This is a genomic window from Caulobacter sp. KR2-114, from assembly GCF_049446115.1.
GTDB lineage: Bacteria > Pseudomonadota > Alphaproteobacteria > Caulobacterales > Caulobacteraceae > Acaudatibacter.
Map to the genome: position 1 here is coordinate 1,102,581 of NZ_JBMSEC010000002.1, position 24,327 is coordinate 1,126,907.

Annotated in this window: 25 protein-coding genes; 14 read left to right on the top strand and 11 right to left on the bottom strand. The window is 71.7% G+C overall.

The features are described 5' to 3' along the window. The 3 genes from ACO2Q3_RS11425 to ACO2Q3_RS11435 all read left to right on the top strand — a co-directional run bounded on the left by ACO2Q3_RS11425 (position 1) and on the right by ACO2Q3_RS11435 (position 5,301). On the top strand, positions 1 to 3,171 hold the full coding sequence (locus ACO2Q3_RS11425; protein WP_423306709.1) for an efflux RND transporter permease subunit: 3,171 nt from the start codon (positions 1 to 3) through the stop codon (positions 3,169 to 3,171). Continuing rightward, positions 3,168 to 4,571 (top strand): efflux transporter outer membrane subunit, encoded by a 1,404-nt coding sequence (locus ACO2Q3_RS11430; protein WP_423306942.1) that lies wholly within the window; start codon positions 3,168 to 3,170, stop codon positions 4,569 to 4,571. Before ACO2Q3_RS11425 ends, ACO2Q3_RS11430 begins: the two co-directional genes overlap by 4 nt. A gap of 79 nt (positions 4,572 to 4,650) precedes the next feature. Next, positions 4,651 to 5,301 (top strand): glutathione S-transferase family protein, encoded by a 651-nt coding sequence (locus tag ACO2Q3_RS11435; RefSeq protein WP_423306710.1) that lies wholly within the window; start codon positions 4,651 to 4,653, stop codon positions 5,299 to 5,301. Here the strand turns inward: ACO2Q3_RS11435 and ACO2Q3_RS11440 are convergent. After that, a complete protein-coding gene (locus ACO2Q3_RS11440; RefSeq protein WP_423306711.1) occupies positions 5,276 to 5,758 on the bottom strand; it encodes a MarR family winged helix-turn-helix transcriptional regulator in 483 nt (160 codons plus the stop codon). The genes ACO2Q3_RS11435 and ACO2Q3_RS11440 overlap by 26 nt on opposite strands. 56 nt (positions 5,759 to 5,814) lie before the next feature. Between ACO2Q3_RS11440 and ACO2Q3_RS11445 the strand changes: the two genes are divergently transcribed. The 4 genes from ACO2Q3_RS11445 to ACO2Q3_RS11460 all read left to right on the top strand — a co-directional run bounded on the left by ACO2Q3_RS11445 (position 5,815) and on the right by ACO2Q3_RS11460 (position 10,203). After that, on the top strand, positions 5,815 to 6,933 hold the full coding sequence (locus tag ACO2Q3_RS11445) for an FAD-dependent oxidoreductase (RefSeq protein WP_423306712.1): 1,119 nt from the start codon (positions 5,815 to 5,817) through the stop codon (positions 6,931 to 6,933). Between the two features lie 370 nt (positions 6,934 to 7,303). Then, positions 7,304 to 7,852, top strand: a complete 549-nt coding sequence (locus ACO2Q3_RS11450) for a hypothetical protein (RefSeq protein WP_423306713.1) — start codon at positions 7,304 to 7,306, stop codon at positions 7,850 to 7,852. A 10-nt stretch (positions 7,853 to 7,862) separates the two neighbouring features. Then, positions 7,863 to 8,453, top strand: a complete 591-nt coding sequence (locus ACO2Q3_RS11455) for a FlgO family outer membrane protein (RefSeq protein ID WP_423306714.1) — start codon at positions 7,863 to 7,865, stop codon at positions 8,451 to 8,453. Between the two features lie 115 nt (positions 8,454 to 8,568). Then, the gene (locus ACO2Q3_RS11460; protein ID WP_423306715.1) at positions 8,569 to 10,203 is read left to right on the top strand and encodes an NAD(P)/FAD-dependent oxidoreductase; all 1,635 of its coding nucleotides are present in this window, start codon (positions 8,569 to 8,571) and stop codon (positions 10,201 to 10,203) included. A gap of 10 nt (positions 10,204 to 10,213) precedes the next feature. On the opposite strand, the gene ACO2Q3_RS11465 is transcribed toward ACO2Q3_RS11460, so the two are convergent. Continuing rightward, positions 10,214 to 10,657, bottom strand: a complete 444-nt coding sequence (locus ACO2Q3_RS11465) for a hypothetical protein (protein ID WP_423306716.1) — start codon at positions 10,655 to 10,657, stop codon at positions 10,214 to 10,216. 383 nt (positions 10,658 to 11,040) lie between these two features. Here ACO2Q3_RS11465 and phnD point away from each other — a divergent pair, with 383 nt between their 5' ends. The 4 genes from phnD to phnE (ACO2Q3_RS11485) are packed head-to-tail and all read left to right on the top strand — an operon-like array spanning position 11,041 to position 14,553. Continuing rightward, the gene (gene phnD, locus ACO2Q3_RS11470) at positions 11,041 to 11,964 is read left to right on the top strand and encodes a phosphate/phosphite/phosphonate ABC transporter substrate-binding protein (protein WP_423306717.1); all 924 of its coding nucleotides are present in this window, start codon (positions 11,041 to 11,043) and stop codon (positions 11,962 to 11,964) included. Positions 11,965 to 11,966: 2 nt separating this feature from the next. Then, positions 11,967 to 12,833, top strand: a complete 867-nt coding sequence (locus ACO2Q3_RS11475; protein WP_423306718.1) for a PhnD/SsuA/transferrin family substrate-binding protein — start codon at positions 11,967 to 11,969, stop codon at positions 12,831 to 12,833. Next, complete coding sequence (phnE, locus tag ACO2Q3_RS11480) at positions 12,830 to 13,732, top strand: phosphonate ABC transporter, permease protein PhnE (RefSeq protein WP_423306719.1); 903 nt, start codon at positions 12,830 to 12,832, stop codon at positions 13,730 to 13,732. Before ACO2Q3_RS11475 ends, phnE (ACO2Q3_RS11480) begins: the two co-directional genes overlap by 4 nt. Continuing rightward, on the top strand, positions 13,729 to 14,553 hold the full coding sequence (gene phnE / locus ACO2Q3_RS11485) for a phosphonate ABC transporter, permease protein PhnE (RefSeq protein WP_423306720.1): 825 nt from the start codon (positions 13,729 to 13,731) through the stop codon (positions 14,551 to 14,553). The genes phnE (ACO2Q3_RS11480) and phnE (ACO2Q3_RS11485) overlap by 4 nt, the downstream gene beginning before the upstream one ends. A 47-nt stretch (positions 14,554 to 14,600) precedes the next feature. On the opposite strand, the gene ACO2Q3_RS11490 is transcribed toward phnE (ACO2Q3_RS11485), so the two are convergent. Continuing rightward, positions 14,601 to 15,476, bottom strand: coding sequence for a PfkB family carbohydrate kinase (locus tag ACO2Q3_RS11490; protein WP_423306721.1), 876 nt, complete (start codon positions 15,474 to 15,476; stop codon positions 14,601 to 14,603). Between the two features lie 157 nt (positions 15,477 to 15,633). On the opposite strand from ACO2Q3_RS11490, the gene phnC reads away from it, so the two are divergent. From phnC to phnN, 3 genes are read left to right on the top strand one after another with little or no spacing between them, the layout of a single operon-like run. Continuing rightward, entirely contained in the window at positions 15,634 to 16,413 is a 780-nt protein-coding gene (gene phnC, locus ACO2Q3_RS11495) for a phosphonate ABC transporter ATP-binding protein (RefSeq protein ID WP_423306722.1), read from the top strand. Position 16,414: 1 nt separating this feature from the next. After that, positions 16,415 to 17,107 (top strand): DapH/DapD/GlmU-related protein, encoded by a 693-nt coding sequence (locus tag ACO2Q3_RS11500; RefSeq protein WP_423306723.1) that lies wholly within the window; start codon positions 16,415 to 16,417, stop codon positions 17,105 to 17,107. Next, entirely contained in the window at positions 17,076 to 17,654 is a 579-nt protein-coding gene (gene phnN, locus ACO2Q3_RS11505; protein WP_423306724.1) for a phosphonate metabolism protein/1,5-bisphosphokinase (PRPP-forming) PhnN, read from the top strand. The genes ACO2Q3_RS11500 and phnN overlap by 32 nt, the downstream gene beginning before the upstream one ends. Before the next feature lie 169 nt (positions 17,655 to 17,823). On the opposite strand, the gene ACO2Q3_RS11510 is transcribed toward phnN, so the two are convergent. From ACO2Q3_RS11510 to phnG, 8 genes are read right to left on the bottom strand one after another with little or no spacing between them, the layout of a single operon-like run. Further along, positions 17,824 to 18,525 (bottom strand): DUF1045 domain-containing protein, encoded by a 702-nt coding sequence (locus ACO2Q3_RS11510; protein ID WP_423306725.1) that lies wholly within the window; start codon positions 18,523 to 18,525, stop codon positions 17,824 to 17,826. Beyond that, positions 18,522 to 19,664, bottom strand: a complete 1,143-nt coding sequence (locus tag ACO2Q3_RS11515) for an alpha-D-ribose 1-methylphosphonate 5-triphosphate diphosphatase (RefSeq protein ID WP_423306726.1) — start codon at positions 19,662 to 19,664, stop codon at positions 18,522 to 18,524. The genes ACO2Q3_RS11510 and ACO2Q3_RS11515 overlap by 4 nt, the downstream gene beginning before the upstream one ends. A 17-nt stretch (positions 19,665 to 19,681) precedes the next feature. After that, on the bottom strand, positions 19,682 to 20,395 hold the full coding sequence (gene phnL, locus ACO2Q3_RS11520) for a phosphonate C-P lyase system protein PhnL (protein WP_423306727.1): 714 nt from the start codon (positions 20,393 to 20,395) through the stop codon (positions 19,682 to 19,684). A 9-nt stretch (positions 20,396 to 20,404) separates the two neighbouring features. Next, positions 20,405 to 21,214 carry a phosphonate C-P lyase system protein PhnK gene (gene phnK, locus ACO2Q3_RS11525; RefSeq protein ID WP_423306728.1) on the bottom strand — a complete coding sequence of 270 codons (810 nt, stop codon included), beginning with the start codon at positions 21,212 to 21,214 and terminating at the stop codon, positions 20,405 to 20,407. Beyond that, positions 21,214 to 22,131: an alpha-D-ribose 1-methylphosphonate 5-phosphate C-P-lyase PhnJ gene (locus ACO2Q3_RS11530; protein ID WP_423306729.1), complete on the bottom strand. Its 918-nt coding sequence runs from the start codon at positions 22,129 to 22,131 to the stop codon at positions 21,214 to 21,216. The genes phnK and ACO2Q3_RS11530 overlap by 1 nt, the downstream gene beginning before the upstream one ends. Continuing rightward, entirely contained in the window at positions 22,128 to 23,231 is a 1,104-nt protein-coding gene (locus ACO2Q3_RS11535) for a carbon-phosphorus lyase complex subunit PhnI (RefSeq protein WP_423306730.1), read from the bottom strand. The genes ACO2Q3_RS11530 and ACO2Q3_RS11535 overlap by 4 nt, the downstream gene beginning before the upstream one ends. A gap of 2 nt (positions 23,232 to 23,233) precedes the next feature. Beyond that, the gene (gene phnH / locus ACO2Q3_RS11540; protein ID WP_423306731.1) at positions 23,234 to 23,848 is read right to left on the bottom strand and encodes a phosphonate C-P lyase system protein PhnH; all 615 of its coding nucleotides are present in this window, start codon (positions 23,846 to 23,848) and stop codon (positions 23,234 to 23,236) included. Next, a complete protein-coding gene (phnG, locus tag ACO2Q3_RS11545) occupies positions 23,848 to 24,321 on the bottom strand; it encodes a phosphonate C-P lyase system protein PhnG (protein ID WP_423306732.1) in 474 nt (157 codons plus the stop codon). Before phnG ends, phnH begins: the two co-directional genes overlap by 1 nt. Positions 24,322 to 24,327: the final 6 nt, after the last annotated feature.

Sequence of the window (24,327 nt, forward strand, 5' to 3'; positions counted from 1 at the left end):
ATGTTATCGCGTTTCTTCATCGACCGGCCGATCTTCGCCTGGGTGGTGGCCATCGTCATCATGCTGGCCGGCGCCCTGTCGATCACCCGCCTGCCCATCGCCCAGTACCCCGACATCGCCCTGCCGCAGATCTCGGTCCAGGCCGTCTATCCGGGCGCCTCGGCCAAGACCGTCGAGGACAGCGTCACCCAGGTGGTGGAGCAGAAGATGAAGGGCCTGGACGGCCTGCTGTACATGTCGTCCACCAGCGACTCGTCCGGCGCGGCCACGGTGACCCTGACCTTCAAGGCCGGCACCAACGTCGACATCGCCCAGGTGCAGGTGCAGAACAAGCTGCAGACGGCCCTCGCCCTCCTGCCTCAGGAGGTGCAGCAGCAGGGGCTGACGGTGGTCAAGTCCACCCGCAACTTCCTGATGGTGGTGGGCCTCTATTCCGAGGACGGCCGCTACTCCAACTCCGACCTGGCCGACTACATCGCCTCCAACCTGCAGGATCCGCTCAGCCGGGTGCAGGGCGTGGGCGACACCCAGCTGTTCGGCGCCCAGTACGCCATGCGCATCTGGCTCGATCCCAACAAGCTGGACGGCTATTCGATGACGCCGGCCGACGTCATCAACGCCATCAAGGCGCAGAACGCCCAGGTCTCCGCCGGCCAGCTGGGCGGCACGCCGGCGACGCCCGGCACGGCGCTGAACGCCACCATCACCGCCCAGTCGCGGCTGCAGCACCCCGAGGAATTCGAGAACATCGTGCTGAAGACCACGACCGAAGGCGCCGTGGTGCACTTGCGCGACGTGGCCCGGGTCGAGCTGGGCGCCGAGAACTACACCACCCTGGCCAAGTACAACGGCCAGCCCGCCGCCGGCCTGCCGATCAAGCTGGCGCCGGGGGCCAACGCCCTGGACACCGCCAAGGCGGTGAAGAAGCGGGTCGAGGAGCTGTCCAAGACCTTCCCGCCCGGCGTGAAATACGTGGTGCCGCTGGATTCCACCCCCTTCATCCAGAAGTCGATCGAGGAGGTGGTCAAGACCCTGGCCGAGGCCATCGTGCTGGTGTTCCTGGTGATGTTCCTGTTCCTGCAGAACTGGCGCGCCACCCTGATCCCGACCATCGCCGTGCCGGTGGTGCTGCTGGGCACCTTCGGGGTGCTGGCGGTGCTGGGCTATTCGATCAACACCCTGACCATGTTCGGCCTGGTGCTGGCCATCGGCCTCTTGGTCGACGACGCCATCGTCGTGGTGGAGAACGTCGAGCGGGTGATGAGCGAGGAGGGCCTGCCCCCCGTCGAGGCCACCCGCAAGTCGATGTCCGAGATCACCGGGGCGCTGGTCGGCATCGCCCTGGTGCTGGCCGCCGTGTTCGTGCCGATGGCCTTCTTCGGCGGCTCCCAGGGAGTGATCTACCGGCAGTTCTCGGTGACCATCGTCTCGGCCATGGCCCTGTCGGTGCTGGTCGCCCTGGTCCTGACGCCCGCCCTGTGCGCCACCCTGCTGAGGCCGCCCAAGGCGCACGCCACCCAGGCGCGGGGCTTCTTCGGCTGGTTCAACCGCAACTTCGACCACGCCAGCCAGCGGTACCAGGGCCGCGTGCGCAGCCTGGTGGGCCGCGGCGGACGGATGATGGCCATCTATGCCGCCATCGTCGTGGTCATGGGCCTGCTGTTCGTGCGCCTGCCCTCCTCCTTCCTGCCGGAAGAGGACCAGGGGATCATCTACAGCCTGGTGCAGCTGTCGCCGGGCGCCACGCAGGAGCGCACCCAGGCGGTGCTGAAACAGGTCGCCGACCACTTCCTGAAGGACGAGAAGGATGCAGTGAAGTCGGTGTTCACCGTCTCCGGCTTCTCGTTCGCCGGCGCCGGCCAGAACGCGGGCCTGGCCTTCGTGCGGATGAAGGACTTCAACGACCGTCCGGGCGGCAAGCTCACCGCCCAGGCGGTGGCCGGCCGCGCCATGGGCGCCTTCGGCCGCATCCGCGACGCCATGGTGTTCGCCATCACCCCGCCGGCCGTGCCGGAACTGGGCAACGCCGCCGGCTTCGACTTCGAGCTGGAGGACATCGGCGGGGTCGGCCATGACCAGCTGATCGCCGCGCGCGACCAGCTGCTGGGCATGGCCCGCAACGACCCGAACCTGGTGGGTGTGCGCCCGAACGGCCAGGACGACACCCCGCAGCTGTCGATCACCGTCGACCAGGCCAAGGCCGGCTCGATGGGCCTGACCACCGCCGACATCAACGCCACCCTGTCGACCGCGCTTGGCGGGACCTACGTCAACGACTTCGTCGACCGCGGCCGGGTGAAGAAGGTCTACGTCCAGGCCGACGCCCCCTACCGCATGACGCCCGAGGACCTGGGCCGCTGGTACGTGCGCGGCGCCAACGGCCAGATGGCCCCGTTCTCGTCGTTCGCCACCTCGTCCTGGACCGTCGGCTCGCCGCGCCTGGAGCGCTACAACGGCCTGTCGTCGATCGACATCCAGGGCTCGCCCGCCAAGGGCAAGAGCACCGGCGACGCCATGGCGGCGATGGAGCGGCTGGCGGCCAAGCTGCCGCCCGGCATCGGCTTCGAGTGGACCGGCCTGTCGCAGCAGGAACGCGAGGCGGGCGCCCAGGCGCCGGCGCTCTACGCCCTGTCGATCGTGGTGGTGTTTCTGCTGCTGGCGGCCCTCTACGAGAGCTGGACGATCCCGCTGGCGGTGATCCTGGTGATCCCTCTGGGGGTCATCGGCGCCCTGCTGGCCACCTCCCTGCGCGGGCTGAACAACGACATCTATTTCCAGGTCGGCCTGCTGACCACGATGGGCCTGGCGGCCAAGAACGCGATCCTGATCGTCGAGTTCGCCAAGGACCTGCAGAAGGCCGGCCGCTCGGTGATCGAGGCGACGGTGGAGGCCGTGCGCATCCGCCTGCGGCCGATCCTGATGACCTCGATGGCCTTCATCTTCGGCGTCATGCCGCTGGCCATCTCCACCGGCGCGGGCTCGGGCAGCCAGCACGCCATCGGCACCGGGGTGATCGGCGGCATGCTGTCGGCGACCGTCCTCGGCATCTTCTTCGTGCCGGTGTTCTTCGTGCTGGTGCGCCAGACCTTCAGCCGCAAGCCGGCGACCCGCGCCGCGCCCGACGGGCCCGACGCCGGCCCCGCGGCCCCCACCCCCAGCGAGGCCGTCTGATGCGCCGCCTGATCTCCATCCTGCTGGCCGGCGCGGCCCTGTCGGCCTGCACCCTGGCGCCGAAGTACGAGCGCCCGGCCCTGCCGGTGGCGAGCCACTGGCCCGCCGCCGTCACCCCCGCCAACGCCGGCGCCGCCCCGGCCGCCGACCTGGCCTGGCGCGAGGTCTACCTCGATCCCCGCCTGCAGACGGTGATCGCCCTGGCGCTGGAGCAGAACCGCGACCTGCGCGTGGCGATCGGCAACATCGAGAAGGCCCGCGCCCAGTACGGGGTGCAGCGCGCCGACCTCTTGCCGCATATCAACGCCGGCTTCGGCGGCACGCGCAGCCGCACCCCGGCCAGCCTGTCCGGAACCGGCGCGCCGCTGGACGTCACCCAGTACAGCGCCAGCGTCGGCCTGGCCTCCTACGAGGTGGACCTGTTCGGCCGCATCCGCAGCCTGAACGAGGCGGCGCTGCAGAGCTTCTTCGCCGCCGAGGAGAACCGCCGGGCCGCGCAGATCAGCCTGATCGACGAGGTGGCGACCGACTACCTGAGCCTGGCCGCCGACCAGGACCTGGCGAAGCTGGCGGGCACGACGCTGAAGAGCCGCGAGGACTCCGAGCGCCTGACCAACAGCCGCTTCCAGGCCGGCGCGGCGTCCGAGCTGGACCTGAACCAGGCCCAGACCCTCACCGAACAGGCCCGCACGGACCTGGCCACGGCCACCGCCCGGGTGAACCAGGACCTCGACGCCCTGCGCCTGGTGGTCGGCGCGGAGATCCCGCAGGACCAGCTGCCCGACGGCGACGTGGCCGGCGTGCGGCTGCGCCAGGACCTGCCCCCCGGCCTGCCGTCCGACGTGCTGACCCGCCGGCCCGACGTGCTGTCGGCCGAGCACACCCTGAGGGGCCAGAACGCCGACATCGGCGCCGCGCGCGCGGCCTTCTTCCCGAAGATCACCCTGACGGGCTCGGCCGGCACGGCCAGCCCCGACCTGTCGGGCCTGTTCGCCCCCGGCTCCGGCGCCTGGAGCTTCGCCCCGCAGATCAGCGTGCCGCTGTTCGCCGGCGGGGCCAACGTCGCCAACCTGAAGGCGGCCGAGGCCAGCCGCGACATCGCCGTCGCCCAGTACGAGAAGGCGGTGCAGACCGCGTTCCGCGACGTGGCCGACGCCCTGGCCGTGCAGGCCACCATCGACCAGCGGCTGGCTTCGCAGGAGCGGCTGGTCGCCGCCGCCGAGAACGCCCGCCGCCTGTCCCAGGCCCGCTACGAGCGCGGCGTCGACAACTACCTGACGCTGCTGGACGCCGAGCGCACCCTGTTCGCCGCCCAGCAGACCCTGATCTCCACCCGCCTGGCCCAGGCTGCCAACCGGGTCAGCCTGTACAGCGCCGTAGGCGGCGGCGCCGACCACTGATCAGCGGGGCGCGACCCCCTTGTCGGCGAACGGCTTCCTGCGGCGTCTTATAGCGGGACGACAAGCTTCGGAGCCGGCGATGATCACCCTCAGCATTTTCGAACGCTCTCCCGACCGTGGCCGCGGGCTGGCGCGGGACATGCGGGTGCGCTGGGCGCTGGAAGAGGTCGGCCAGCCGTACGTGGTGCGCCCACTGTCGTTCGAGGCGATGAAGCAGCCGGCGCACATCGCCCGCCACCCGTTCGGCCAGATCCCGACCTACGAGGAAGGCGAGCTGGTGCTGTTCGAGTCCGGGGCGATCGTGCTGCACATCGCCGAGCGCCACGCCGGACTGTTGCCGCAGGACGCGAACGCCCGGGCGCGGGCGATCGGCTGGCTGTTCGCCGCCCTCGACACGGTCGAGCCGCCGATCGTCGAGCTGAGCATGGCGTCGATGCTGGAACGGGACAAACCCTGGCACGCCGAGCGCCTGCCCATGCTGCAGGCGCGGGTGCGCGACCGGCTGGACCAACTCTCGGCCCGCCTCGGCGACGCCGACTGGCTGGACGGCGCCTTCAGCGTCGCCGACCTGATGATGGTCACGGTGCTGCGCCGGCTGGAAAGCTCGCGCCTGCTGGACGGCTACCCGAACCTGCTGGCCTACGTCGCCCGCGGCGAAGCGCGGCCGGCCTATCAGCGCGCCTTCGCCGACCAGCTGGCGGTGTTCACGGCAGCGCCGCCGGCGGGCTGACGGCCGGGGGCTCGCGCCCCTCCATCTCCTCGGCGTTGGCCAGCACCCGCTGCAGCAGGTCCAGCAAGGTGGCCACCTCGGCCTCGGACAGGCCGCGCATCGCCTCGCGATTGCCCGCCTCCAGCACGGCGCGGCCCGCCGGCAGCCGGGCGCGGGCCTCGTCGGTGAGCGCCACCAGGCTGCTGCGGCCGTCACGGGGGTCGGGCTCGCGGCGGATCAGGCCGTCGCGCTGCATCCGCGCCAGCAGCTGCGCCATGGTCGGCTGCTCCACCCGGGCCCAGCGCGCCAGTTCGGTCTGCGACAGCCGCGCCCCGTCCTTCAGCGCCGTCAGCACCGGCAGCTGCGCCGTGGCGAAGCCCAGCGGCCGCAGGCGCGCGTCGCCGATGCGGGCGAAGGCCCGGGCGATGCGGCTGAAATAGTGGCCGGGCGTGCGCATTGGATTCCACTCGGCGTCCATTGCATAGGCCCCTATGTTTAATATATAGGACCCTATGTAACTGATCGGAGGCCCCCATGGCAACATCACCACGCATCGCCATCGTCGGCGGCGGCCCTGGCGGGCTGATGCTGGCGCGCCTGCTGCAGGTCCGCGGGATGGGCGCGGACGTGTTCGAGCGCGACCCGCACGCGAGCTATCGGCCGCAAGGCGGCTCGTTGGACCTGCACGCCGACACCGGCCAGCGCGCCCTGCGCCTGGCGGGCCTGGAGGACGCCTTCCTCGCGCACGCCCGGCCGGAAGACCAGGGCGACCGGCTTTACGCCCCCTCCGGCGAGCTGCTGTTCGACCACGACGGCGACGGCTTCGAGCGCCCGGAAATCGACCGCACCGACCTACGCGGCCTGCTGCTCGACGCCCTGGCGCCGCAGACCGTGCGCTGGGACGCCCGGGTGACCGAGGTGCGGGCCGGACCGGGCGGCGCATACGAGGTGGTCACTGAGGCCGGTCCCCTCGCCTACGACATCGTCGTCGGGGCCGACGGCGCCTGGTCGCGGCTGCGGCCGCTGCTGTCGGACGCCGCGCCGATCTACGAGGGGGTCGTGTTCGTCGAGCTGGGCTTCGACGCCGCGCGGCATCCGTTCGTGGCCGGGCTGGCCGGCAGCGGCAAGATGTTCGCCGTCGGCGACGACCGCGCGCTGGTCGCGCAGCGCAACGGCCATGGCCACATCCGCGGCTACGCCGGCTGGCGAACCCCGGAAGCCGCCGCCGTGGCGCTGGCCGGTCAATCGGAGGACCAGGTGCGCGCGGCGGCTCTGGCGATGTTCGACGGCTGGGCCCCGGCCCTCACCGACATGGTGCGTCAGGGCGCGCTGCTGGGCGTTCGACCGCTCTACGCCCTGCCGATCGGCCACCGCTGGCCCAGCCGCCCCGGCCTCACCCTGATCGGCGACGCCGCCCATCTGATGTCGCCCTTCGCCGGCGAGGGCGTGAACCTGGCCCTGAGCGACGCCGCCGACCTGGCCGACGCCCTCACCGGGGGCCGCGGCTGGGACGCCGTCGCCGAGGCCGAGGCGCGGATCGCCGCGCGGGCCACGGCCGCCGCCGAGGACTCCGCCCAGGGCCTCAGGGCCGCCTTCTCACCGCAGGGCGCCGCGCGGGTGCTGGCGCACTACCGCGAGCGGGTGGCGGGATAGACGCGGCTACCGCGCGGGCCTGGCGACGAGGCAATTGGCATGGGGCAATTCCCAGTGAAGCGTCCGCGCATTCGACGAATTCCCGCCAAAGGCGACTTGCGAGATGAATTTGCGTGATGTCGCGCGAGCTCATGTGCTCACTTCCGCGAACAGGCGCAGAATCTCCGGTAGATCAATTGACTTGTTACAACTTATGAGTCTCCATTTCGCTTGAAAGTTGGGGGTCTACATGAAGTCCAGGTTGCTTTTGGTGACGGCGCTGGCTGCTGCGCTTGCCGGTTGCGCCGCGCCGCTTGTCAGGCCGAATGAACTGGCGTGGCAATCCAAGGTGGAACATGTCCACAATTGGCAGGCGCTGGCAGACCGGACAGTGGCCGATTTCGCCGCCACGCGGCACGCGCAGTTGCCGAACATCTATGTGGCGCCGGGTCCGGCGGACATGCCGTTCGCGACGATCTATCGCAAGAACCTGGAACAGGCGTTCGTGAGGCGCGGCTATCCCGTGGTGGAGAGCGCCTGGGATGCCGTGGTCGTCAACTACGACGTCCAGACCTTCCTCTATGGTCAAAGCAACAAGAAGCAGCTGGTCGACTACTGGAGCCTGTGGACCACGGCAGGGGCGGCCGGCACGCAACTGCGTCACATCTCCAGCGTCGACACCGGCGTGTTTGCAGGCTTGGTCACCGGCCCGGTGCTGGATTTCCTGGCGTCTGTGAACGACACCACCGAGGCGGAGGTGGCCGTCACCACCACCGTCACCGACAGCCGTCACCTCCACTACGTCAACACCGAGGCCTTCTACGTCCAGCCGACGGACCTGGTGTTCTACCTCACGCAGTTGCCGCCCACCGCGCCGCAGGCGCTGCCCGCCAGCATCGCCAGGACAGTCGTCCTGCCGGTTCGTGGCGACTACCGTTGAGGACCGTCACGTGAGACTGGAAGCTGCTCTTGCAACCGTGGTCGTCCTGACGATCCCCGCCACCGTCAACGCATGGCCCTGGACTGCGGCTCATCACGCGCCCACGCCGTCCGCCGCCACCCCATCGGCTCTAGGACCGCCCGGCGATCGAACCGACCTTGGCGACCTTGTCTATCTTGGCGCTCAGGCCCTGGTGGAACGGGCAGGCGTGCTGGACCGGGATCGACCGATCGTGGTCACGACCATGGTCTCCATCGACGACTTTTCGCGATCCTCCAGGTTCGGTCGGCTGGCCTCACAACTGGTCTCCAACCGCATCGCCCAGCGCGGCTATGCGGTGCGCGACGTGAACTACATGGGCGCGCTGATGGTGCGGCCGGAAACCGGTGAGCTGGCGCTGAGCCGGGACGCATCGCGGATCAGTTCACAGGTGAACGCGCAGGCGGTCGTGGCCGGGACGTACACCGTGGCCGGGCGCGAAATCTACTTGAGCATGCGCCTGATCAGGGCCGAGGACGGCATGGTGCTGTCATCGGCAGACGTGGTGATCCCGCTGGACCACAACACCGAGCCGCTGGTCATCGCCTCCGCCAGTCAGTGATCGCGGAAGGCGGCGCGCGGACGATCCCGACACACGCCCGACCTCCACGGGCGCCCCCGTGTTCCCGCCGCCAGCCCCCCATGCGCTTCGCCGCGCGAGCCGCTACATAGGCGCGATGCTGCGGATCTCGGAACTCAAGCTGCCCCTCGACCATGCGCCGGACGCCCTGCCGGCGGCGATCGCCGCGCGGCTGGGGGTGGCGGCGGGCGACCTGGTCGGCTGGTCGGTGTGGAAGCGGGCGCATGACGCCCGCCGGAAGTCGGCGATCCTGAAGGTCTACATCGTCGACGCCGAGGTGAAGGGCGAGGCGGCGGTGCTGACGAGGCTGGCCGGCGATCCGCACGTGCGGCCGACGCCGGACACCACCTACCGGCCGGTGGCGACGGCGCCGCGGGCCGGCGGGCGGCTGCGGCCGGTGGTGATCGGGGCCGGGCCGTGCGGCCTGTTCGCCGGGCTGATCCTGGCCGAAATGGGCTTTGCGCCGATCATCCTCGACCGCGGCAAGGTGGTGCGCGAGCGGACGAAGGACACCTGGGGCCTGTGGCGGCGCAGCGCGCTGAACCCGGAATCCAACGTGCAGTTCGGCGAGGGCGGCGCCGGCACCTTTTCCGACGGCAAGCTGTACAGCCAGATCAAGGACCCCCGGTTCCTGGGCCGCAAGGTGCTGACCGAGTTCGTCGAGGCCGGCGCCCCGCCGGAGATCCTCACCGAGGCCCATCCGCACATCGGCACCTTCCGGCTGGTGACGATGGTCGAGCGCCTGCGCGCCAAGATCGAGGCGCTGGGCGGGGAATACCGCTTCCAGACCCGGGTGACCGACGTCGAGCTGGACCGCGGGCCGGACGGCGGACGGCGGCTGCGCGGGCTGCACCTCGCCGGCGGCGACTTCCTGGAGGCGGACCAGGTGGTGCTGGCCGTCGGACACTCGTCGCGCGACACCTTCGAGGCGCTGTACGAACGTGGGGTGCACATCGAGGCCAAGCCGTTCTCGATCGGCTTTCGCATCGAGCACCCGCAGTCGTGGATCGACAAGGCGCTGTTCGGCCCGTGCGCGGGGCATCCGGACCTGGGCGCGGCGGCCTATTCCCTGTCGCACCACTGCGCCAACGGGCGCACCGCCTACAGCTTCTGCATGTGCCCGGGCGGCACGGTGGTGGCGGCGGCCTCCGAGCCCGGCCGGGTGGTCACCAACGGCATGAGCCAGTATTCGCGCAACGAGCGCAACGCCAACGCCGGCTTCGTGGTCGGCATCTCGCCGGCCGACTATCCCGGCGACCACCCCCTGGCCGGCGTCACCCTGCAGCGCGAACTGGAGAGCCGCGCCTTCGTCGCCGGGGGCGGCGACTATTGCGCGCCGGGGCAGACGGTGGGCGACTTCCTGGCCGGCCGCGCCTCCACCGCCCTGGGCGCCGTGGTCCCCAGCTATCGCCCCGGGGTCCGCCCGACCGACCTGGCGGCGATCATGCCGGACTATGTGGTCGAGGCGATGCGCGAGGCCCTGCCGGTGTTCGGCCGCAAGATCCCCCGCTACGACGACGCCGAGGCGCTACTGACCGGCGTCGAGACCCGCACCTCCTCGCCGATCCGCATCACCCGCGGTCAGGACCTGCAGAGCCTCAACGTGCGCGGCCTGTTTCCGGCCGGGGAAGGCGCGGGCTACGCCGGCGGCATCCTCTCGGCCGCCGTCGACGGCATCCGGGTGGCCGAGGCGGTGGCCCGGGCGATCGTCGGCGAGGCGGCGGCGGCCTGAGGCCGGGGGGCTATTTCGCCGGCGTCTTCGGTGGGCGGGTCGACTTGGCCGGCGGCCAGATCGCGTTCTCCGCCGCGCTGCGCAGCTCGATGAATTCCGCCACGGCGCTGCGGACATGGTTGCGCGTAACCCCGTCGGGGATGAAGTCCATGCGCGACAGCTCGATGTTGCGGCCATCGGTGTTCACGGTCGTATAGGCAAAGCTGATGTCCCTGGCCGCAGCCGTGGCGCGGGCCGCCGACTCCAGCGTCCACCGGGCCGAGATGCTGAATTCAGGACAGGCCTGGGCCTCGCCGTCGCCCTTGCAGTCCATGCCTTCCACCCAGACATGGCGCTCCCGGCCGAGGCTCGCGGTGATGTGGAAGCCATCCTTCGTGACCTCGACCTTGTCGACGGTCGCGCCGGCATCGGTGAGGAACTCGCGCATGTCCGCGACCTTGACCGCGGCGATCACGGGCGACGACGGCGCCTCCTTGGCGAGTGCGGTGGGGGCCGGCCCCGCCAGACCCGCACAGGTGAGACCCGCACAGGCCAAAAGACTGATCGCGGCGGACTGCAGGCGGGTCGGGAGACAGGGGCGCGTCAGATCGACTTCCTCTTGGCGGTGCGGCTTCGGGTGGCCGACACCCTAGCGGCGGCGCGGCGCCCTTGAAAAGACCACCCTGGCGCGAAGGCGGCATCCGCCGGCGATCTGCAGGCGACGGCCAGGACCGCCGTCCGACAAATGAACCGCCTGTCCCTGCGACCCCGTCCGCACCTTCACGACGGCGACACACGGCCCTGTCATCCCGTCGTCCCGCGTCGACGACCACCAGCACAGGGGCGAGCGAGCCGGTCATGTTCAAGCGTCCCTGCGCCGCCGTGCTGTTCGTCGCGGCGCTGATCCTCGGCGGCTGCGGCGGGCAAAAGCCGGGCGGCCAGATGCGCGAGGTGCGCATGGCGGTGATGAGCGGGGCCAGCGACCCGCGCCTGGCCAACCGCTGGACGGCGTTCAAGGCCCTGCTGCAGCGGGCCACCGGCCTGCCGGTGAAGCTGTACCAGAGCTCGGACTACAACGGGGTGATCCAGGCCTTCGCGTCGAACCAGGTGGACGTGGCCAACCTGGCGCCGGATTCCTACGCCAACGTCGACTCGCAGATCGGCAAGCTGGCCCAGCCGATCCTCGCCGCGCGCGATGCCGAGGGCGAGATGGGCTATTATTCGGCGGTCATCGTGAAGAGCGACAGCCCCTACCGCACCCTGGCGGACCTGAAGGGGCATTCGATGGTCTACCCGGACTTCAACTCCACCTCCGGCTACCTGTTTCCGCGCGCCAGGATGCGCGAGCAGGGGTTTGATCCGGACATGGCGTTCAGCAAGACCGGCTTTTCCGGCGGCCACACCCAGTCGGTCATGGCCCTGGAGAACGGCCAGTTCGACGCCGCCGTGGTCTACATGTCCGGCGGCACGCCGCAGACCGGCTTTTCCAGCGGCGCCGTCTACCGGCTAGCGCAACTGGGCCTGATCAAGGCCGGCGAATTTCGCATGATCTGGTCGGCGGGGCCGATCCCCAACACCGCCCTGGCGGTGCGCTCCGACCGGCCGCAGTGGTTCATCGACCAGGTGCGCGGCGCGGCCGCCGCCCTGCCCTATGACGATCCGAAGACCTGGAGCGACATCGGCCAGCTCGACGGGTCCACCTACGCGGCCGTCGACCGCAACTTCTATGCCGGCATCATCAAGCTTCGGGCCGAGGACATCGCCCGCCATCGGGGACAGTAGAGATGCGGCCCACGGCGGCGAAGCGTACGGTTCCGGCCCTGGGCCTGCTGGGCGCCGGCGCCCTCGGTCTGCTGGGCGCGGGCCCGCCCCCACCCTTCCGCATCGGCATCGTCGGCCCCTCCAGCGCGCCCTGCGCGGCGCCGGCGGCGTCGGTCCCGGCCGGGGAGCGCGCCTATTTCGACCTGCTGGCCCGGCGCCTGGACCGCGCGGTGCTGGCCTGTCCGGTGGCGAGCTATGCCGAGGGCGCCCAGGCCCTGGCCGCGGGGCGGCTGGACATGACGGCGATCGACGCGGCCAGCTATCCGCCGGTGCGCGGGGCGGTGCGCGCCGCGATGACCGTGCACGCCGACGGGACGCCGGTGCGCGTGCCGGTGGTGCTGGCGGTGAAGGCCGGCCAGGACGGCGGCCCGGCCACGCTGAAGGGCCGCACGGTGGCGTTCGGCGGCGCCAGCGCGGTGGCGCTGGCCCTGCCGCGCCAGGTGCTGGCCGAGCAGGGCTACGGCGCGCCGCATGAACTGCTCGCCCCGAACGAGGCCGCCGCAATGGCGGCCCTGCGCGCGGGCAAGGCCGACGCGGTCGCCTTGCAGGCCGCGGCGTGGCAGCGGCAGTGCCAGGCGCCCAGCCCCAAGGTGCGGCCCTGCGCCGACCTGAAGCTGGTGTGGCTTGCCCGGCCGCAGGCGCAGCGCGCCTTCGCCGTGCGGCGCGACCTGCCCGAGACGCTGCGCTTCCGGCTGCTGGGGGTGCACGTGGCGATGAACCTGGAGGACAGGCCCGCCTTCGCCTGGGCCGCCTCGCAGCTGGCCCCCGCCGGCGGCGCCGACTTCCAGCCCGCCGAGCCGCTGGCGCTCGAGGTCGCGCGGCTGCCATGAGCCTGGTCGACCCCAGCCGGCCCGAGATCGTCGCCACCTTCGAGGCCGAGCGGCGGCGCCTGCTGGCCCGCCATCGCCTGCAGAGCCTCGCCGGGCTGCTGCTTTTCAGCCTGCTGCTGGCGATCTCGCTGCAGCGGTCCGGCTTCCTGGACGCCAACATCGGCGGCGATCCCCTGGCGCGGATCGGCCTGTTCCTGCAGCGCATGACCCCGAAGCTGCGCGCCGACGCCCTGCTGGCCGACCGCCGCAGCACCGGCAGCCTGGCCGCCTGGTACTACGACCTGCCGCTGTGGCTGAAGGCGGCGTGGCAGACCTTCGAGATGGCGATGCTGGCGACCGTCCTCGGCGCCGTCGGCGCCGTTGGCGCGGGCCTGCTCAGCGCGCGCAACCTGATGCCGTGGTCGCCGGTGCGCTTCGCGGTGCGGCGCAGCCTCGAGGCGATCCGCACCCTGCCGGACCTGATCCTGGCGCTGATCCTGGTGGCCGCGTTCGGCGTCGGCCCCTTCGCCGGCGTGCTGGCGCTGATCGTCTCCACGGTGGGTGGCCTGGGCAAGCTGTTCGCCGAGATCAACGAGCAGATCGATCCGCGCCCGCTGGAGGCGATCGAGGCCACGGGCGCCAACCGCATCCGCCAGATCCGCTATGGCGTGCTGCCCCAGGTGCTGCCGGCCTACGCCTCCTACGCCCTGATCCGCCTGGAGGGGAACCTGGCCGCCGCGACGGCGCTGGGTATCGTCGGCGCCGGCGGCATCGGCATCGAGCTGCAGCGGGCGATCACCTTCACCGAGTTCGACACCTACCTGGCCATCCTGCTGCTGATCGTCGGCATGATCTTCGTCATCGACATCGTCTCCGAGCAGATCCGCCACCGGCTGATCGGGCTGGGGGCGCCGCGATGAGCCAGGACGCGCTGAGCGGGGACCCGACCCAGCCCTGGCGCGCGGCGGCGCGGCCAGGCTGGCGCGCGCGGATCATGCCGCCGCTGCTGACGCTGCTGGGCGTGGCGGTGCTGGTGAAAATGGCGGTGGACGTCGACTTCTCCCCCGCCCACCTGGCCAGCGGCCTCGAACGGCTCGGGCGGCTGCTCGGCGCCATGGTCCCGCCGACGCCTGGCGGCCAGCTGCTGCACATCCTGCACGCCCTGGGCGAGACCCTGGCGATGGCCTTCGTCGGCACGGTGCTGGCGGCGCTGCTGGCCCTGCCCCTGGGGGTGCTGGGCGCCAAGACGGTGGTCCCGCAGGTGTTCCTGCACTTCGGCCTGCGGCGCTGCCTGGACCTGTTCCGCGGCGTGCCGGCGCTGGTCTGGGCGCTGGTGCTGGTGTCGGCGTTCGGCCTTGGCCCGTTCGCCGGGGTCTGCGCCCTGGCGCTGGCGGACATTCCCCACCTCGCCAAGCTGTTCGCCGAGGCGATCGAGAACGTCGACGCCCGGCCGGTCGAGGGCGTGCGCTCCACCGGCGTCGCGCCGCTGGGCGTGGTCCGTTTCGGACTGCTGCCCCAGGTGGCGCCGGTGATGACCAGCCAGTGCCTGTACTACCTGGAGGCCAACTTCCGCCACGCGGCGATCCTGGGCATCGTCGGCGCGGGGGGGATCGGCTACGAGCTGGAAGAGCGGATCCGGGTGTTCGGCTTCGACACCGCCGCCTTCATCATCCTGCTGTACATGCTGTCGGTGGCCCTGCTGGACACCGTCTCGCGAGCGCTGCGCAAGCGGCTGGCCTAGGGCCTCCCCCCCTCCCTCGCCGGGATGACCGGAAGTGGGAATGCTGATCAGGGCGCCCACCGCCGGAACGCTCCCCGCGGCGGCGCGACCGGGGCCGAGCCGTCCAGCGTGGCGGCGATGGCCCCCCAGGCGCAGGCGTGGGCCAGGGCCTGGGGCATCGGCGCGCCGGCCGCCAGCGCTTCCAGGAGGCCCGCGGCGAACACGTCGCCGGCGCCGGTGGCGTCGCGGACGGCGACGGGCGGGGCCTGGGCGGCCAGGCGCGCGCCGTCGCGGGCGTGGGCGACCGCGCCGGCCGCGCCGTGGGTGACCACGATCCAGGCCAGGCGCTCGCCCAGCTGCGCCGCCGCCGTGGCGAACGGGCTGTCGGAAAGGCCCTCCGGCAGGTCCTCGGCGGAGGCGACGACCACGTCGGCCTCGCCGTCGTAGCCTGGCGCCGGCCAGTGCAGCACCACCGGCCCGCGCGCCGACCGCGCCCACTCGGCGGCGCCGCCGAAGGCCGCGCGGACGAACACCCCGTCGGCGGGCGGTCCGGGCCGGGCGGCGGGCGGATCGAGCTGGGGCGGCGTGGCCGGCAAGGCGCCGTCCAGGCCGATGATCGTCCGCTCGCCGGTCGGCTCCAGCAGCACCAGGGTCCGCGCGCTGGTCCCGGGTCGCCGGCGCACGCCCGTCAGGTCGAGGCCGGCCGCCAGCGCCAGGGCGTGCGTCCGCGCGCCATCGGCGTCGTCGGCGATCACCGAGGCCACCCGCACCGCGTGGCCGGCCGCCAGCAGCGCGCAGCCGGCGTTGGCCGCGCCGCCGCCCAGCCGGCCCTCCAGGGCGCCCTCCAGCGAGCGGCCGCGAAGCCGCGCGCCGGACTGCAGCGGCCGGTCCAGCCGGATCGGCCGGTCGAGCGCCAGGGCGCCGATGACGAGGAAGGTCGACATGATCGCCGCGAGCCTAGCGCGGACCGATGACGGAGGCATGCATCGCCGGGCGCCCGACCGGCGATAAATCGGCGGTTCGTCGCCTCCGCCCGTCCCGCCCTGTCACGGGCAGGTCACGCCCGGCCCCTAGATTTCCCGCCAGGTCCGGAGGACGGCGATGCTGGAACTGCAGAAGGTCCGCAAGTGCTTTGGCGACACCGTCGCCGTGGACGACGTGTCGCTGGCGTTCCGGCCGGGCGAGTTCGTCGGCATCCTGGGACGCTCCGGCGCCGGCAAGTCCACCCTGCTGCGGATGATCAACCGCCTCACCGACCCGACGTCCGGCGACATCCACATGCAGGGGCTGGACGTCACCGGGCTGAAGGGCGAGGCCCTGCGGCGCTGGCGGCGACGCTGCGCAATGATCTTCCAGCAGTTCAACCTGTGTCCCCGCCTGGACGTGATCACCAATGTGCTGATCGGCGTGGTGGCCGAGCGGCCCCTGGCCACCAGCCTGATCAAGCTGTTCCCCGCCGAGGACCGCGCCCGCGCCATCCTGGAGCTGGACGCGCTGGACATGGCCCAGGCCGCGCTGCAGCGCGCCGAGACCCTGTCCGGCGGTCAGCAGCAGCGGGTGGCCATCGCCCGCGCCATGATGCAGCAGCCGGACGTGCTGCTGGCCGACGAGCCGGTGGCCTCGCTGGACCCGGTCAACGCCGAGGTGGTGATGGACGCCCTGCACAAGGTCTGCCGTACACGGAACATCCCGGTGATCGTCAACCTGCACAGCCTCGACATCGCCCGCCGCTATTGCGACCGCGTGGTGGCCATGTCCCGCGGGCGGGTGGTGTTCGACGACGCCCCGCAGCGCCTGACCACCGAGGCCCTGGCGCAGATCTACGGCGGCTCGGGCAAGTGGAGCCGCGAGGCCGTCGTCGTCATGGAGAGCGCCGCCTAACATGTCCCTGCAGCTTGCCGACCGTCCGCTTGAGGATGATCACCGCTACGTCCAGCGTTTCCCCACCGGCCCCCGCCAAGGCGGCGACAACCACGGCCCCGAGCCGCTGATCCATGCCGACGCCCAGGTCAGCGACAGCATCCTCGGCCCCTGGACCCGGGTGGGCGCGCGCACCAGCCTGTCGGAAGTGTCGATGGGCGCCTACAGCTACATCGTCAACGACTCGTCGGCCGCCTATTCCGAGATCGGCCGGTTCTGCTCGATCGCCCGCGACGTGCGCATCAATCCCGGCAACCACCCGACCTGGCGCGCCGCCCAGCACCATTTCAGCTACCGCGCGGTGTCCTACGCCATGGGGCCAGAGGACGATGCGGAATTCTTCGAATGGCGGCGCTCGCACCGGGTGGTGATCGGCCACGACGTCTGGCTGGGCCACGGGGTGACCGTGCTGCCGGGGGTCACCATCGGCACCGGGGCGGTGGTCGGCGCGGGCGCGGTGGTCTCGCGCGACGTGCCGGACTTCACTATCGTGGCCGGCGTGCCGAACACCCCGATCCGCGAGCGCTTCCCCAAGCCCGTGCAGGAGGGGCTGAAGGCCATCGCCTGGTGGGACTGGGAGCACGAGCGCCTGGCCGCCGCCCTGGAGGACTTCCGCCGTCTCGATGCCGACGCCTTCGTCGAAAAGTACGCCTGACCTCGCCGCCCGCGGCCTGCTGGTGCTGGTGGTCGGCCCGTCCGGGGTCGGCAAGGACACGCTGATGCAGGCCGCCCGCGCCCGGCTGGGGGCCGACGTCGTCTTCGCCCGCCGCGAGATCACCCGCCCGGCCGACGCCGGCGGTGAGGATCACCTGGCGATCAACGAGGCGACCTTCGAGGCGCGCCGCGCGGCCGGCGACTATGCCCTCTCCTGGCGCGCCCACGGCCTGGGCTACGGCGTGCCGGCGACGATCGCGGAGGACCTGGGCCGGGGACGCACCGTGGTGGTCAACGTCTCGCGCGAGGTGCTGGACGAGGCGCGGCGACGCTTCGGCCGCGTGCGCGTGGTGTCGGTGCTGGCCGACCCCGACCGCCTGCGCGAACGGCTAATGCTGCGCGGCCGCGAAACGGCGGCCGACATCGACGAACGCGTCGCCCGCGCCGGCGCCTACCGGGTACAAGGCCCGGACGTGGTCGAGGTGCGCAACGACGGGGCGCTGGAGGCCGGCGTGGCGGCGTTCGTGGCGGCGGTGCGCGCGAACTAGAGGCCGGCGCGGCCCCTCACCTTCCCACGCCCTGACGGGCGCGGGCCCCTTCCTCTCCCTCGAGGGAGAGGAAAGCGCTTGGCGAGCCCAGATCAGTGACTCCTCTCCCTGCAGGGAGAGGAAGGGGCCCGATCGCATGGCGATCGGGAAGGTGAGGGGCCGCGCCGCCCTACCCCGCCGCCACGGCCTCGAACGCGAACCGCGCCAGCACCCGGAACGGCGCGTCGCGGGCGTCCTGTTTGAACAGCGCGACGCTGTCGAAGCGGTGCGGGCCTTCCAGGTCGGCGAAGTGGGCCTGCAGGGCGCGGACCAGCCGGTCGGAGACCTGCGGGTCGCGCACCGCGTCGGTCAGGGTCATGTGGAAGCGGAAGTCGTCGAACACGTAAGGATAGCCCCAGGCGAGCAGCCGCTGGTCCTGTTCGGGGCTCAGCGGCGCCTTGCGCCGGCGGGCCAGGTCGAAGTCGCTCAAGGGCGCGCGGAAGGCGTCGAAGTCGCGCACGCAGGCGCCGTGCAGGGCCTGCATGCCGGGGCTCTCGGCCGTCAGCCGCAGGGCGATGAAGCGGCCGAGGCCGGCTACCGCCAGCGCCGCCGTGAAGGCCGGCTGACGGGCGGCGAAGGCCCCGGCGAAGGCGACCAGCTCGGCCTCGCTGCGGTCCGCCGCCAGTTCGAAGGGGGCCTTCAGCGTGGCGTGGAAGCCGTAGCCGCGCGGCGAGGCGGTCAGGGCGTCGAGGTCGAGGCCTTCGAGCCCCGGCAGCGCCGGCCGCCGCAGCGCCTCGCCGGTGAAGGCGTCGCGCCCCAGCCAGGCCGCGGCGCGGCGGCCGAGCGGGTCGCCCTGATTCGGCGCGTAGTAGACGGTGTAGCGCGCGCTCATGCCACCCGCCGCGCCTCGCGCCAGACCTCCACCGGCGCGGGCCAGCCGCCGGCGCCGCGGAACACCCGCACCAGGTCGGCGCGCTGGCCGGCGGCGATCTCGCCGCGATCGGCCAGGCCGACGCTGCGGGCCGGGTTGGCGGCGACCACGGCCAAGGCCTTTTCCGGCGCCCAGCCGAAGTCGTCGATCAGCTGGAAGGCGGTGCGCAGCATGGAGAGGGGCACATAGTCCGAGGCGATGATGTCGAGCAGGTCGGCCGCGGCGGCCTCCCGGGCCGACAGATTGCCCGAATGCGACGCGCCGCGCACGAAGTTCGGCCCGCCCATGACAATCGACAGGCCCCGATCGCGCGACAGCCTGGCGGCCTCCAGGGTCACCGGGAACTCGGCGATCACGCAGCCGTCGGCGTGCGACTCGTCCACATGCGCGGCCGTGGCGTCGTCGTGGGCGGCCAGCGGCAGGCCATATTCCCGCGCCAGCGCGACGATGCTGCGGCGGTTGGGCGCGGCGGCCGAGGCGTCGCGCCAGGCGTTGTCGCCGCTGGTGATCTGCTTGATCTCGTCGGCGGAGCGACCGCTGGCGGACATCCGCTCGTGCATCTTGCCCATGTCGTGCAGCTGGCGCTGGCCCGGCGTGTGGTCGGTGACCGACATCAGCCTCAGCCGCGGATGGTCGAGGAACGGCTCGACCACGGTCAGCAGCTGCGGATTGGTCACCTCGCAGCGCAGGTGCAGCAGGTGATCGGCGCGCAGGGCGCCGTCGGCGTAGGCGGCGTCCATGGCCTGGATCATCGGCCCGACCGCGGCGCTGCGGTCCAGGCCGTCCTTGCGGCCGTGCAGGCTGAGGCTGTCGAATACGGTGGTGATCCCCGCCGCCGCGCACTGGCCGTCGTGCGCCAGGGCCGCGCCATAGGCGTCCCACAGCGCGCCTGGACGGGGCTGGTAGTGCTTCTCGAAGTTGTCGGTGTGGATGTCGACCAGGCCGGGAACCAGCCAGTCCGCCCCCCAGTCCAGGGCGCCGGCCGAGGCGGAGGCGCGCCGCTCGACGGCGGCGATCGTCCCATCCCGGAGCACGGCCTCGCCGCGCGCCAGGCCCTCGGGCGTGACGATGTTTTCGCTGAAGATGCGCAAGTCGCTCATGATCCTCTCACGGGTTGTCAGGCGGCGGCCTTGAAATCGGCGACCGGGAACAGGCGGGTCGCCACCGCGTCGCGCACGTCCTGGTCATGGAAGATGCCGATCATCGCCGCGCCGCGACCCAGGGCTTCGCGGATCAGCTCCACGACCACGGCGCGGTTCTCGCCGTCCAGCGAAGCTGTGGGCTCGTCCAGCAGCATCACCGGGTATTCGCGGATGAAGCTGCGCGCGATGTTCACCCGCTGCTGCTCGCCGCCCGAGAAGGTCGACGGCGGCAGGTCCCAGTGCCGGATGGGCAGGCGCAGCTTGGTCAGCAGCGTCTCGGCGCGGGCCCGCGCCTCGTCCTTGCCGACGCCGTTTTCCAGCAGCGGCTCCATGACCAGCTGCAGGGTCGGGATGCGGGGGATCACCCGCAGGAACTGGCTGACGTAGCCCAGGGTCCGGCGGCGCACCTCCAGCACCTGGTTCGGGCTGGCGGTGGTGATGTCGACGTAGTCGCCGTCGTGCAGCACCTTCACCGACCCGCCGGTGGGTAGGTAGTTGCCGTAGATCGAACGCATCAGCGACGACTTGCCCGCGCCGCTCTCGCCGGCCAGCACCAGGCATTCGCCTGGCAGAACCGCCATCCTCAGGCGCTCGAACACCGGGATGATCGCCTGGTCGGCGTTGTGCAGCACGAAGGTCTTGGCCAGGTCCTCGACGACGATCAGCGGCCTGGCTTGTTTGTCGGTCATGGCGGGGCCTCAGATCTGCAGGACGGAGGAGACGAGAATCTGGGTGTACGGGTGCTGCGGGTCGTCCAGCACCTGGTCGGTCAGGCCGGTCTCGACCACCTGACCGCCCTTCATCACCATCAGCCGGTCGGCCATCAGCCGGGCCACGGCCATGTCGTGGGTGACGATGATCACCGCCAGCTGCAGGTCGCGCACCAGTTCGCGCAGCAGGTCCAGCAGGCGGGCCTGCACCGAGACGTCCAGGCCGCCGGTGGGCTCGTCCATGAACACCAGCTTGGGCCCGTGGATCAGGTTGCGCGCCACCTGGATGCGCTGCTGCATGCCGCCGGAGAAGTTGGCCGGCCGGTCGTCGATGCGGCGGGTGTCGAGCTCGACCCGCTCCAGCCAGTCGATGGTCGCCTGGCGCATCGTGCCGTAGTGGCGGCTCCCCAGGTTCATCAGCGGCTCGGCGACGTTGGCGCCGCCGGAGACGCGCATGCGCAGGCCGTCGCGCGGGTTCTGGTGCACGAAGCCCCAGTCCTCGCGCTGCATGCGCCGCCGGTCCGGCTCGGACAGGGCGTAGATGTCGGTCATGCCGAAGCGGCTGGTGGCGAACTCGATCCGCCCGGCGCTGGGGGCCAGCTTGCCGGAGATGCAGTTCAGCAGGGTGGTCTTGCCCGAGCCGCTCTCGCCGACGATGCCCAGCACCTCGCCAGGGCGCATCTCGAACGAGACGTCCCGGCAGCCCAGGATGTGGCCGTACCACTTGGCCAGGTCCTGGACCTTCAGCAGCGGCGCGGCCTCGACGCGGGCGCGGTCGATACTCACCGGAGCGTTCATCAGGCGGGTTCCTTTTCGGTCTGGGCCAGCGCGTGGTCGGCCATCGGGCCGACGTGGCCGGCGGCCCGGCGCTCGGCGCAGTGGCTGCTGTCGGAACAGACGAACATCCTGGCGCCCTGGTCATCGAGGACGACCTCGTCGAGGTAGGCGTCCGTGGCGCCGCACAGGGCGCAGCGCTCGTCCCAGGTCTGCACCTCGAACGGGTAGTCCTCGAAGTCGAGGCTGCGGACCTTGGTGTAGGGCGGCACGGCGTAGATGCGCTTCTCGCGCCCGGCGCCCAGCAGGTAGATGGCCTCGCTGTGACCCATCTTCGGGTTGTCGAACTTGGGGATCGGCGAGGGCGACATCAGGTAGCGCTCCTGGACCATCACCGGGTGGTTGGCCCCCGAGGCGATGTGGCCGTGGCGCGAGACGCTCTCGTAGAGCGAGACGTACTGCAGGCCGTATTCCTCGTAGGCATGCATCGCCCGGGTCTCGGTCTCGCGCGGCTCCAGACCGCGCAGCGGCTCGGGCTGGGGCACCTGCAGGACCATGATCTGGCCGGCCTTCAGCGGCTTTTCCGGCACCCGGTGGCGGCTCTGCACGATGGTCGCCGCGGCGGTGTCCTCGGTGGTCTCGACGTCGGCCACCTTGGCGAAGAACTGGCGGATCGAGACCGCGTTGGTGGTGTCGTCGGCGCCCTGGTCGATGCACTTGTAGACATCGTCGGGGCCGATGATCGCCGCGGTCAGCTGGATGCCGCCGGTGCCCCAGCCGTAGGGGACCGGCATCTCGCGCGAGCCGAACGGCACCTGGTAGCCGGGGATGGCCAGGGCCTTCAGGATCGCCCGGCGGATCATCCGCTTGGTCTGCTCGTCCAGGTAGGCGTAGTTGTAGTAGCGCTCCGGCGCCTGGTTCGAACCGGTCTGGACGCTCATTCGGCGGCCTCCTTCAGGGCGCGGCGCTCGAAGAACTGCCTGCGCTGGCGGCGGATGGTCTGCAGGTCGGCCTGGAAGTCGACGTAGTGCGGCAGCTTCAGGTGCTGCACGAAGCCCGAGGCCTCGACATTGTCGGCGTGGTAGAGGACGAACTCCTCGTCCTGCACCGGCGCGACCTGACCGCTTTCGGCGGCGTTGTCGCGCAGCGCGCGGTCGACGATGGCCATGCTCATCGCCTTGCGCTCGGAGTGGCCGAACACCAGGCCATAGCCGCGCATGTACTGGGGCGGCTTGTCGCCGGAGGCCTTGGAGCCGCCCAGCATCTGGCATTCGGTGACGGTGATCTCGCCGATGTCGATGGCGAAGCCGAGCTCTTCCGGCACGAACTCGACCGCGACCTCGCCCATGCGGATCTCGCCGCACAGCGGGTGGGTGGCGCCCCAGCCGCGCTGCGAGGAATAGGCCAGGCTCAGCAGGAAGCCCTCGTCGCCGCGGGCCAGCGACTGCAGCCGCTGGTCGCGGCCGGCCGGGAAGCTCATCGGCTCCCGCGTCAGGTCGAACGGCTCGGGCGCGTCCGGGGTGCGCTCGTCGCTCTCCAGCAGGTCCTCGTGCGCGAACACCTGGCCGATGGTCGGCATCGGATAGGGCTGCGGCGCGTCGGCCAGCACCGCCGGAGCGGGGGCCTCGCCGTCGGCGACCAGGGCGAAGTCGATCAGCCGGTGGGTGTAGTCGAACGTCGGGCCCAGCACCTGGCCGCCGGGAATGTCCTTGAACGCGGCCGACACACGCCGTCGCACCGCCATATTCACCGTGTCCAGCGGCTCGGAGGCGCCGAAGCGCGGCAGGGTGGTGCGGTAGGCCCGCACCAGGAAGGTCGCTTCCGGCAGGTCGCCGCGGGCCTGCTTCACCGCCAGGGCGGCGAGGTCGCGGTCGTAGCAGGACCCCTCCCCCATCACCCGGTCCACGGCCAGCGACAGCTGTTCGCGGATCTGCGCGACCTCGATCTCGGCCACCGCCGGATCGCCGCGGCGCTCCTCGGCGAGCCACCTGTGGGCGTTGGTGATCGCCTTCTCACCGCCCTTAACCGCCACATAGGCCATGGTCAGACTCCCTGGATCTGGATTTGCGACGAGCGCGGCACGGCGATCAGGGCCGGGCCGCAGACGAGCAGGACGTCGACGCCGAACTGGAACCTGGCGTTGTTCTCCTGCATCTGGCCCCAGAAGCCCGCGGGCAGGCCGCGCGGGGCGACGATCACGTGGTCCTGGATGCCCGGCCCGCTCAGGGCGACAGCCTCGCCGCCGTCCAGCTCCTCGACCTGCAGGATCACCGTGGTCGAACGGTCCGGGTACTTGGCGTCGCCGGGGTTGAACGCGGCCAGCGGCGGCGCGGCGGCGATGTCGGTGACGACGGCGAAGGCCGCCTGGGCCGGATCGGGGGTCAGCGGGCAGCCGCAGTGGAAGCGCACCCAGGTCTGCGCCTCGCCGGCGCGCAGCGCCGGGTCGAGCCAGACCGGGGTCTCGAAGTCGAACAGGGTCAGGGCCAGCGTCGCGGCGGCCACGTCCAGGCCGGCCGGCGGCGCGGCGGCCAGGCCGAAGTCGGCGCGCGTTCCCGGGCGGGCGACGGCGTCCATGATCCTGCGGAACGCCAGCTGGCTTTCACGCACCGGATCGGCGAAGGCGGGGCGGATCTTGTCGAGATCGAGCGCGGCGGACATCAGGCGCCTCCCCGGCCGGTGACCATGGTGAAGAAGTCGACGGTGGTGGCCGCGGCCTTGCGCGCGGCCAGGGTGCGCCGGGCCTCCTGGGCGCGGTGCAGGCGGGCGACCACCGGGGCCTCCACCTGCGGCCGCAGCGCCGGCGACTGCATCATGGCGTCCACCGCCGCGGCGATCTCGGCGTGGCGGCGCTCGCGGCCGGCGACATAGGCCAGCCCGGTCTCGCCGCTCTCCAGCCGCACCGCGGCCCGGGTTACCGTCATCTCGCCGAGATTGAACGCATCGCCCAGGCCGCCCATGCGGCCGCGCACCAGCACCAGACCCAGCTCCGGCGCGCGCAGCGCCTGGTAGCCGGGCCGCGAGTCCAGCGCCTCCCAGGCCTCCACCAGCTCGGCGGCCCGCGCCTTCGCCAGCACCGAGAGCCATTCCTTGCGCCCATAGCAGGGCGGCTCAACAACTGGATCGACCAGCACCCTCAC

What these genes read in the sequence shown, in the direction of transcription:
- phnD (WP_423306717.1), top strand. Translation starts at nt 11,041, where the DNA reads ATGTTCAAGCGTCCCTGCGCCGCCGTGCTGTTCGTCGCGGCGCTGATC.
- phnC (WP_423306722.1), top strand. Translation starts at nt 15,634, where the DNA reads ATGCTGGAACTGCAGAAGGTCCGCAAGTGCTTTGGCGACACCGTCGCC.
- ACO2Q3_RS11445 (WP_423306712.1), top strand. Translation starts at nt 5,815, where the DNA reads ATGGCAACATCACCACGCATCGCCATCGTCGGCGGCGGCCCTGGCGGG.
- ACO2Q3_RS11435 (WP_423306710.1), top strand. Translation starts at nt 4,651, where the DNA reads ATGATCACCCTCAGCATTTTCGAACGCTCTCCCGACCGTGGCCGCGGG.
- phnE (WP_423306720.1), top strand. Translation starts at nt 13,729, where the DNA reads ATGAGCCAGGACGCGCTGAGCGGGGACCCGACCCAGCCCTGGCGCGCG.
- ACO2Q3_RS11425 (WP_423306709.1), top strand. Translation starts at nt 1, where the DNA reads ATGTTATCGCGTTTCTTCATCGACCGGCCGATCTTCGCCTGGGTGGTG.
- ACO2Q3_RS11500 (WP_423306723.1), top strand. Translation starts at nt 16,415, where the DNA reads ATGTCCCTGCAGCTTGCCGACCGTCCGCTTGAGGATGATCACCGCTAC.
- phnH (WP_423306731.1), bottom strand. Translation starts at nt 23,848, where the DNA reads ATGTCCGCCGCGCTCGATCTCGACAAGATCCGCCCCGCCTTCGCCGAT.
- phnL (WP_423306727.1), bottom strand. Translation starts at nt 20,395, where the DNA reads ATGACCGACAAACAAGCCAGGCCGCTGATCGTCGTCGAGGACCTGGCC.
- ACO2Q3_RS11515 (WP_423306726.1), bottom strand. Translation starts at nt 19,664, where the DNA reads ATGAGCGACTTGCGCATCTTCAGCGAAAACATCGTCACGCCCGAGGGC.
- ACO2Q3_RS11460 (WP_423306715.1), top strand. Translation starts at nt 8,569, where the DNA reads ATGCTGCGGATCTCGGAACTCAAGCTGCCCCTCGACCATGCGCCGGAC.
- ACO2Q3_RS11475 (WP_423306718.1), top strand. Translation starts at nt 11,967, where the DNA reads ATGCGGCCCACGGCGGCGAAGCGTACGGTTCCGGCCCTGGGCCTGCTG.
- phnN (WP_423306724.1), top strand. Translation starts at nt 17,076, where the DNA reads ATGCCGACGCCTTCGTCGAAAAGTACGCCTGACCTCGCCGCCCGCGGC.
- phnE (WP_423306719.1), top strand. Translation starts at nt 12,830, where the DNA reads ATGAGCCTGGTCGACCCCAGCCGGCCCGAGATCGTCGCCACCTTCGAG.
- ACO2Q3_RS11530 (WP_423306729.1), bottom strand. Translation starts at nt 22,131, where the DNA reads ATGAGCGTCCAGACCGGTTCGAACCAGGCGCCGGAGCGCTACTACAAC.
- ACO2Q3_RS11490 (WP_423306721.1), bottom strand. Translation starts at nt 15,476, where the DNA reads ATGTCGACCTTCCTCGTCATCGGCGCCCTGGCGCTCGACCGGCCGATC.
- ACO2Q3_RS11535 (WP_423306730.1), bottom strand. Translation starts at nt 23,231, where the DNA reads ATGGCCTATGTGGCGGTTAAGGGCGGTGAGAAGGCGATCACCAACGCC.
- ACO2Q3_RS11510 (WP_423306725.1), bottom strand. Translation starts at nt 18,525, where the DNA reads ATGAGCGCGCGCTACACCGTCTACTACGCGCCGAATCAGGGCGACCCG.
- ACO2Q3_RS11440 (WP_423306711.1), bottom strand. Translation starts at nt 5,758, where the DNA reads ATGGACGCCGAGTGGAATCCAATGCGCACGCCCGGCCACTATTTCAGC.
- phnK (WP_423306728.1), bottom strand. Translation starts at nt 21,214, where the DNA reads ATGAACGCTCCGGTGAGTATCGACCGCGCCCGCGTCGAGGCCGCGCCG.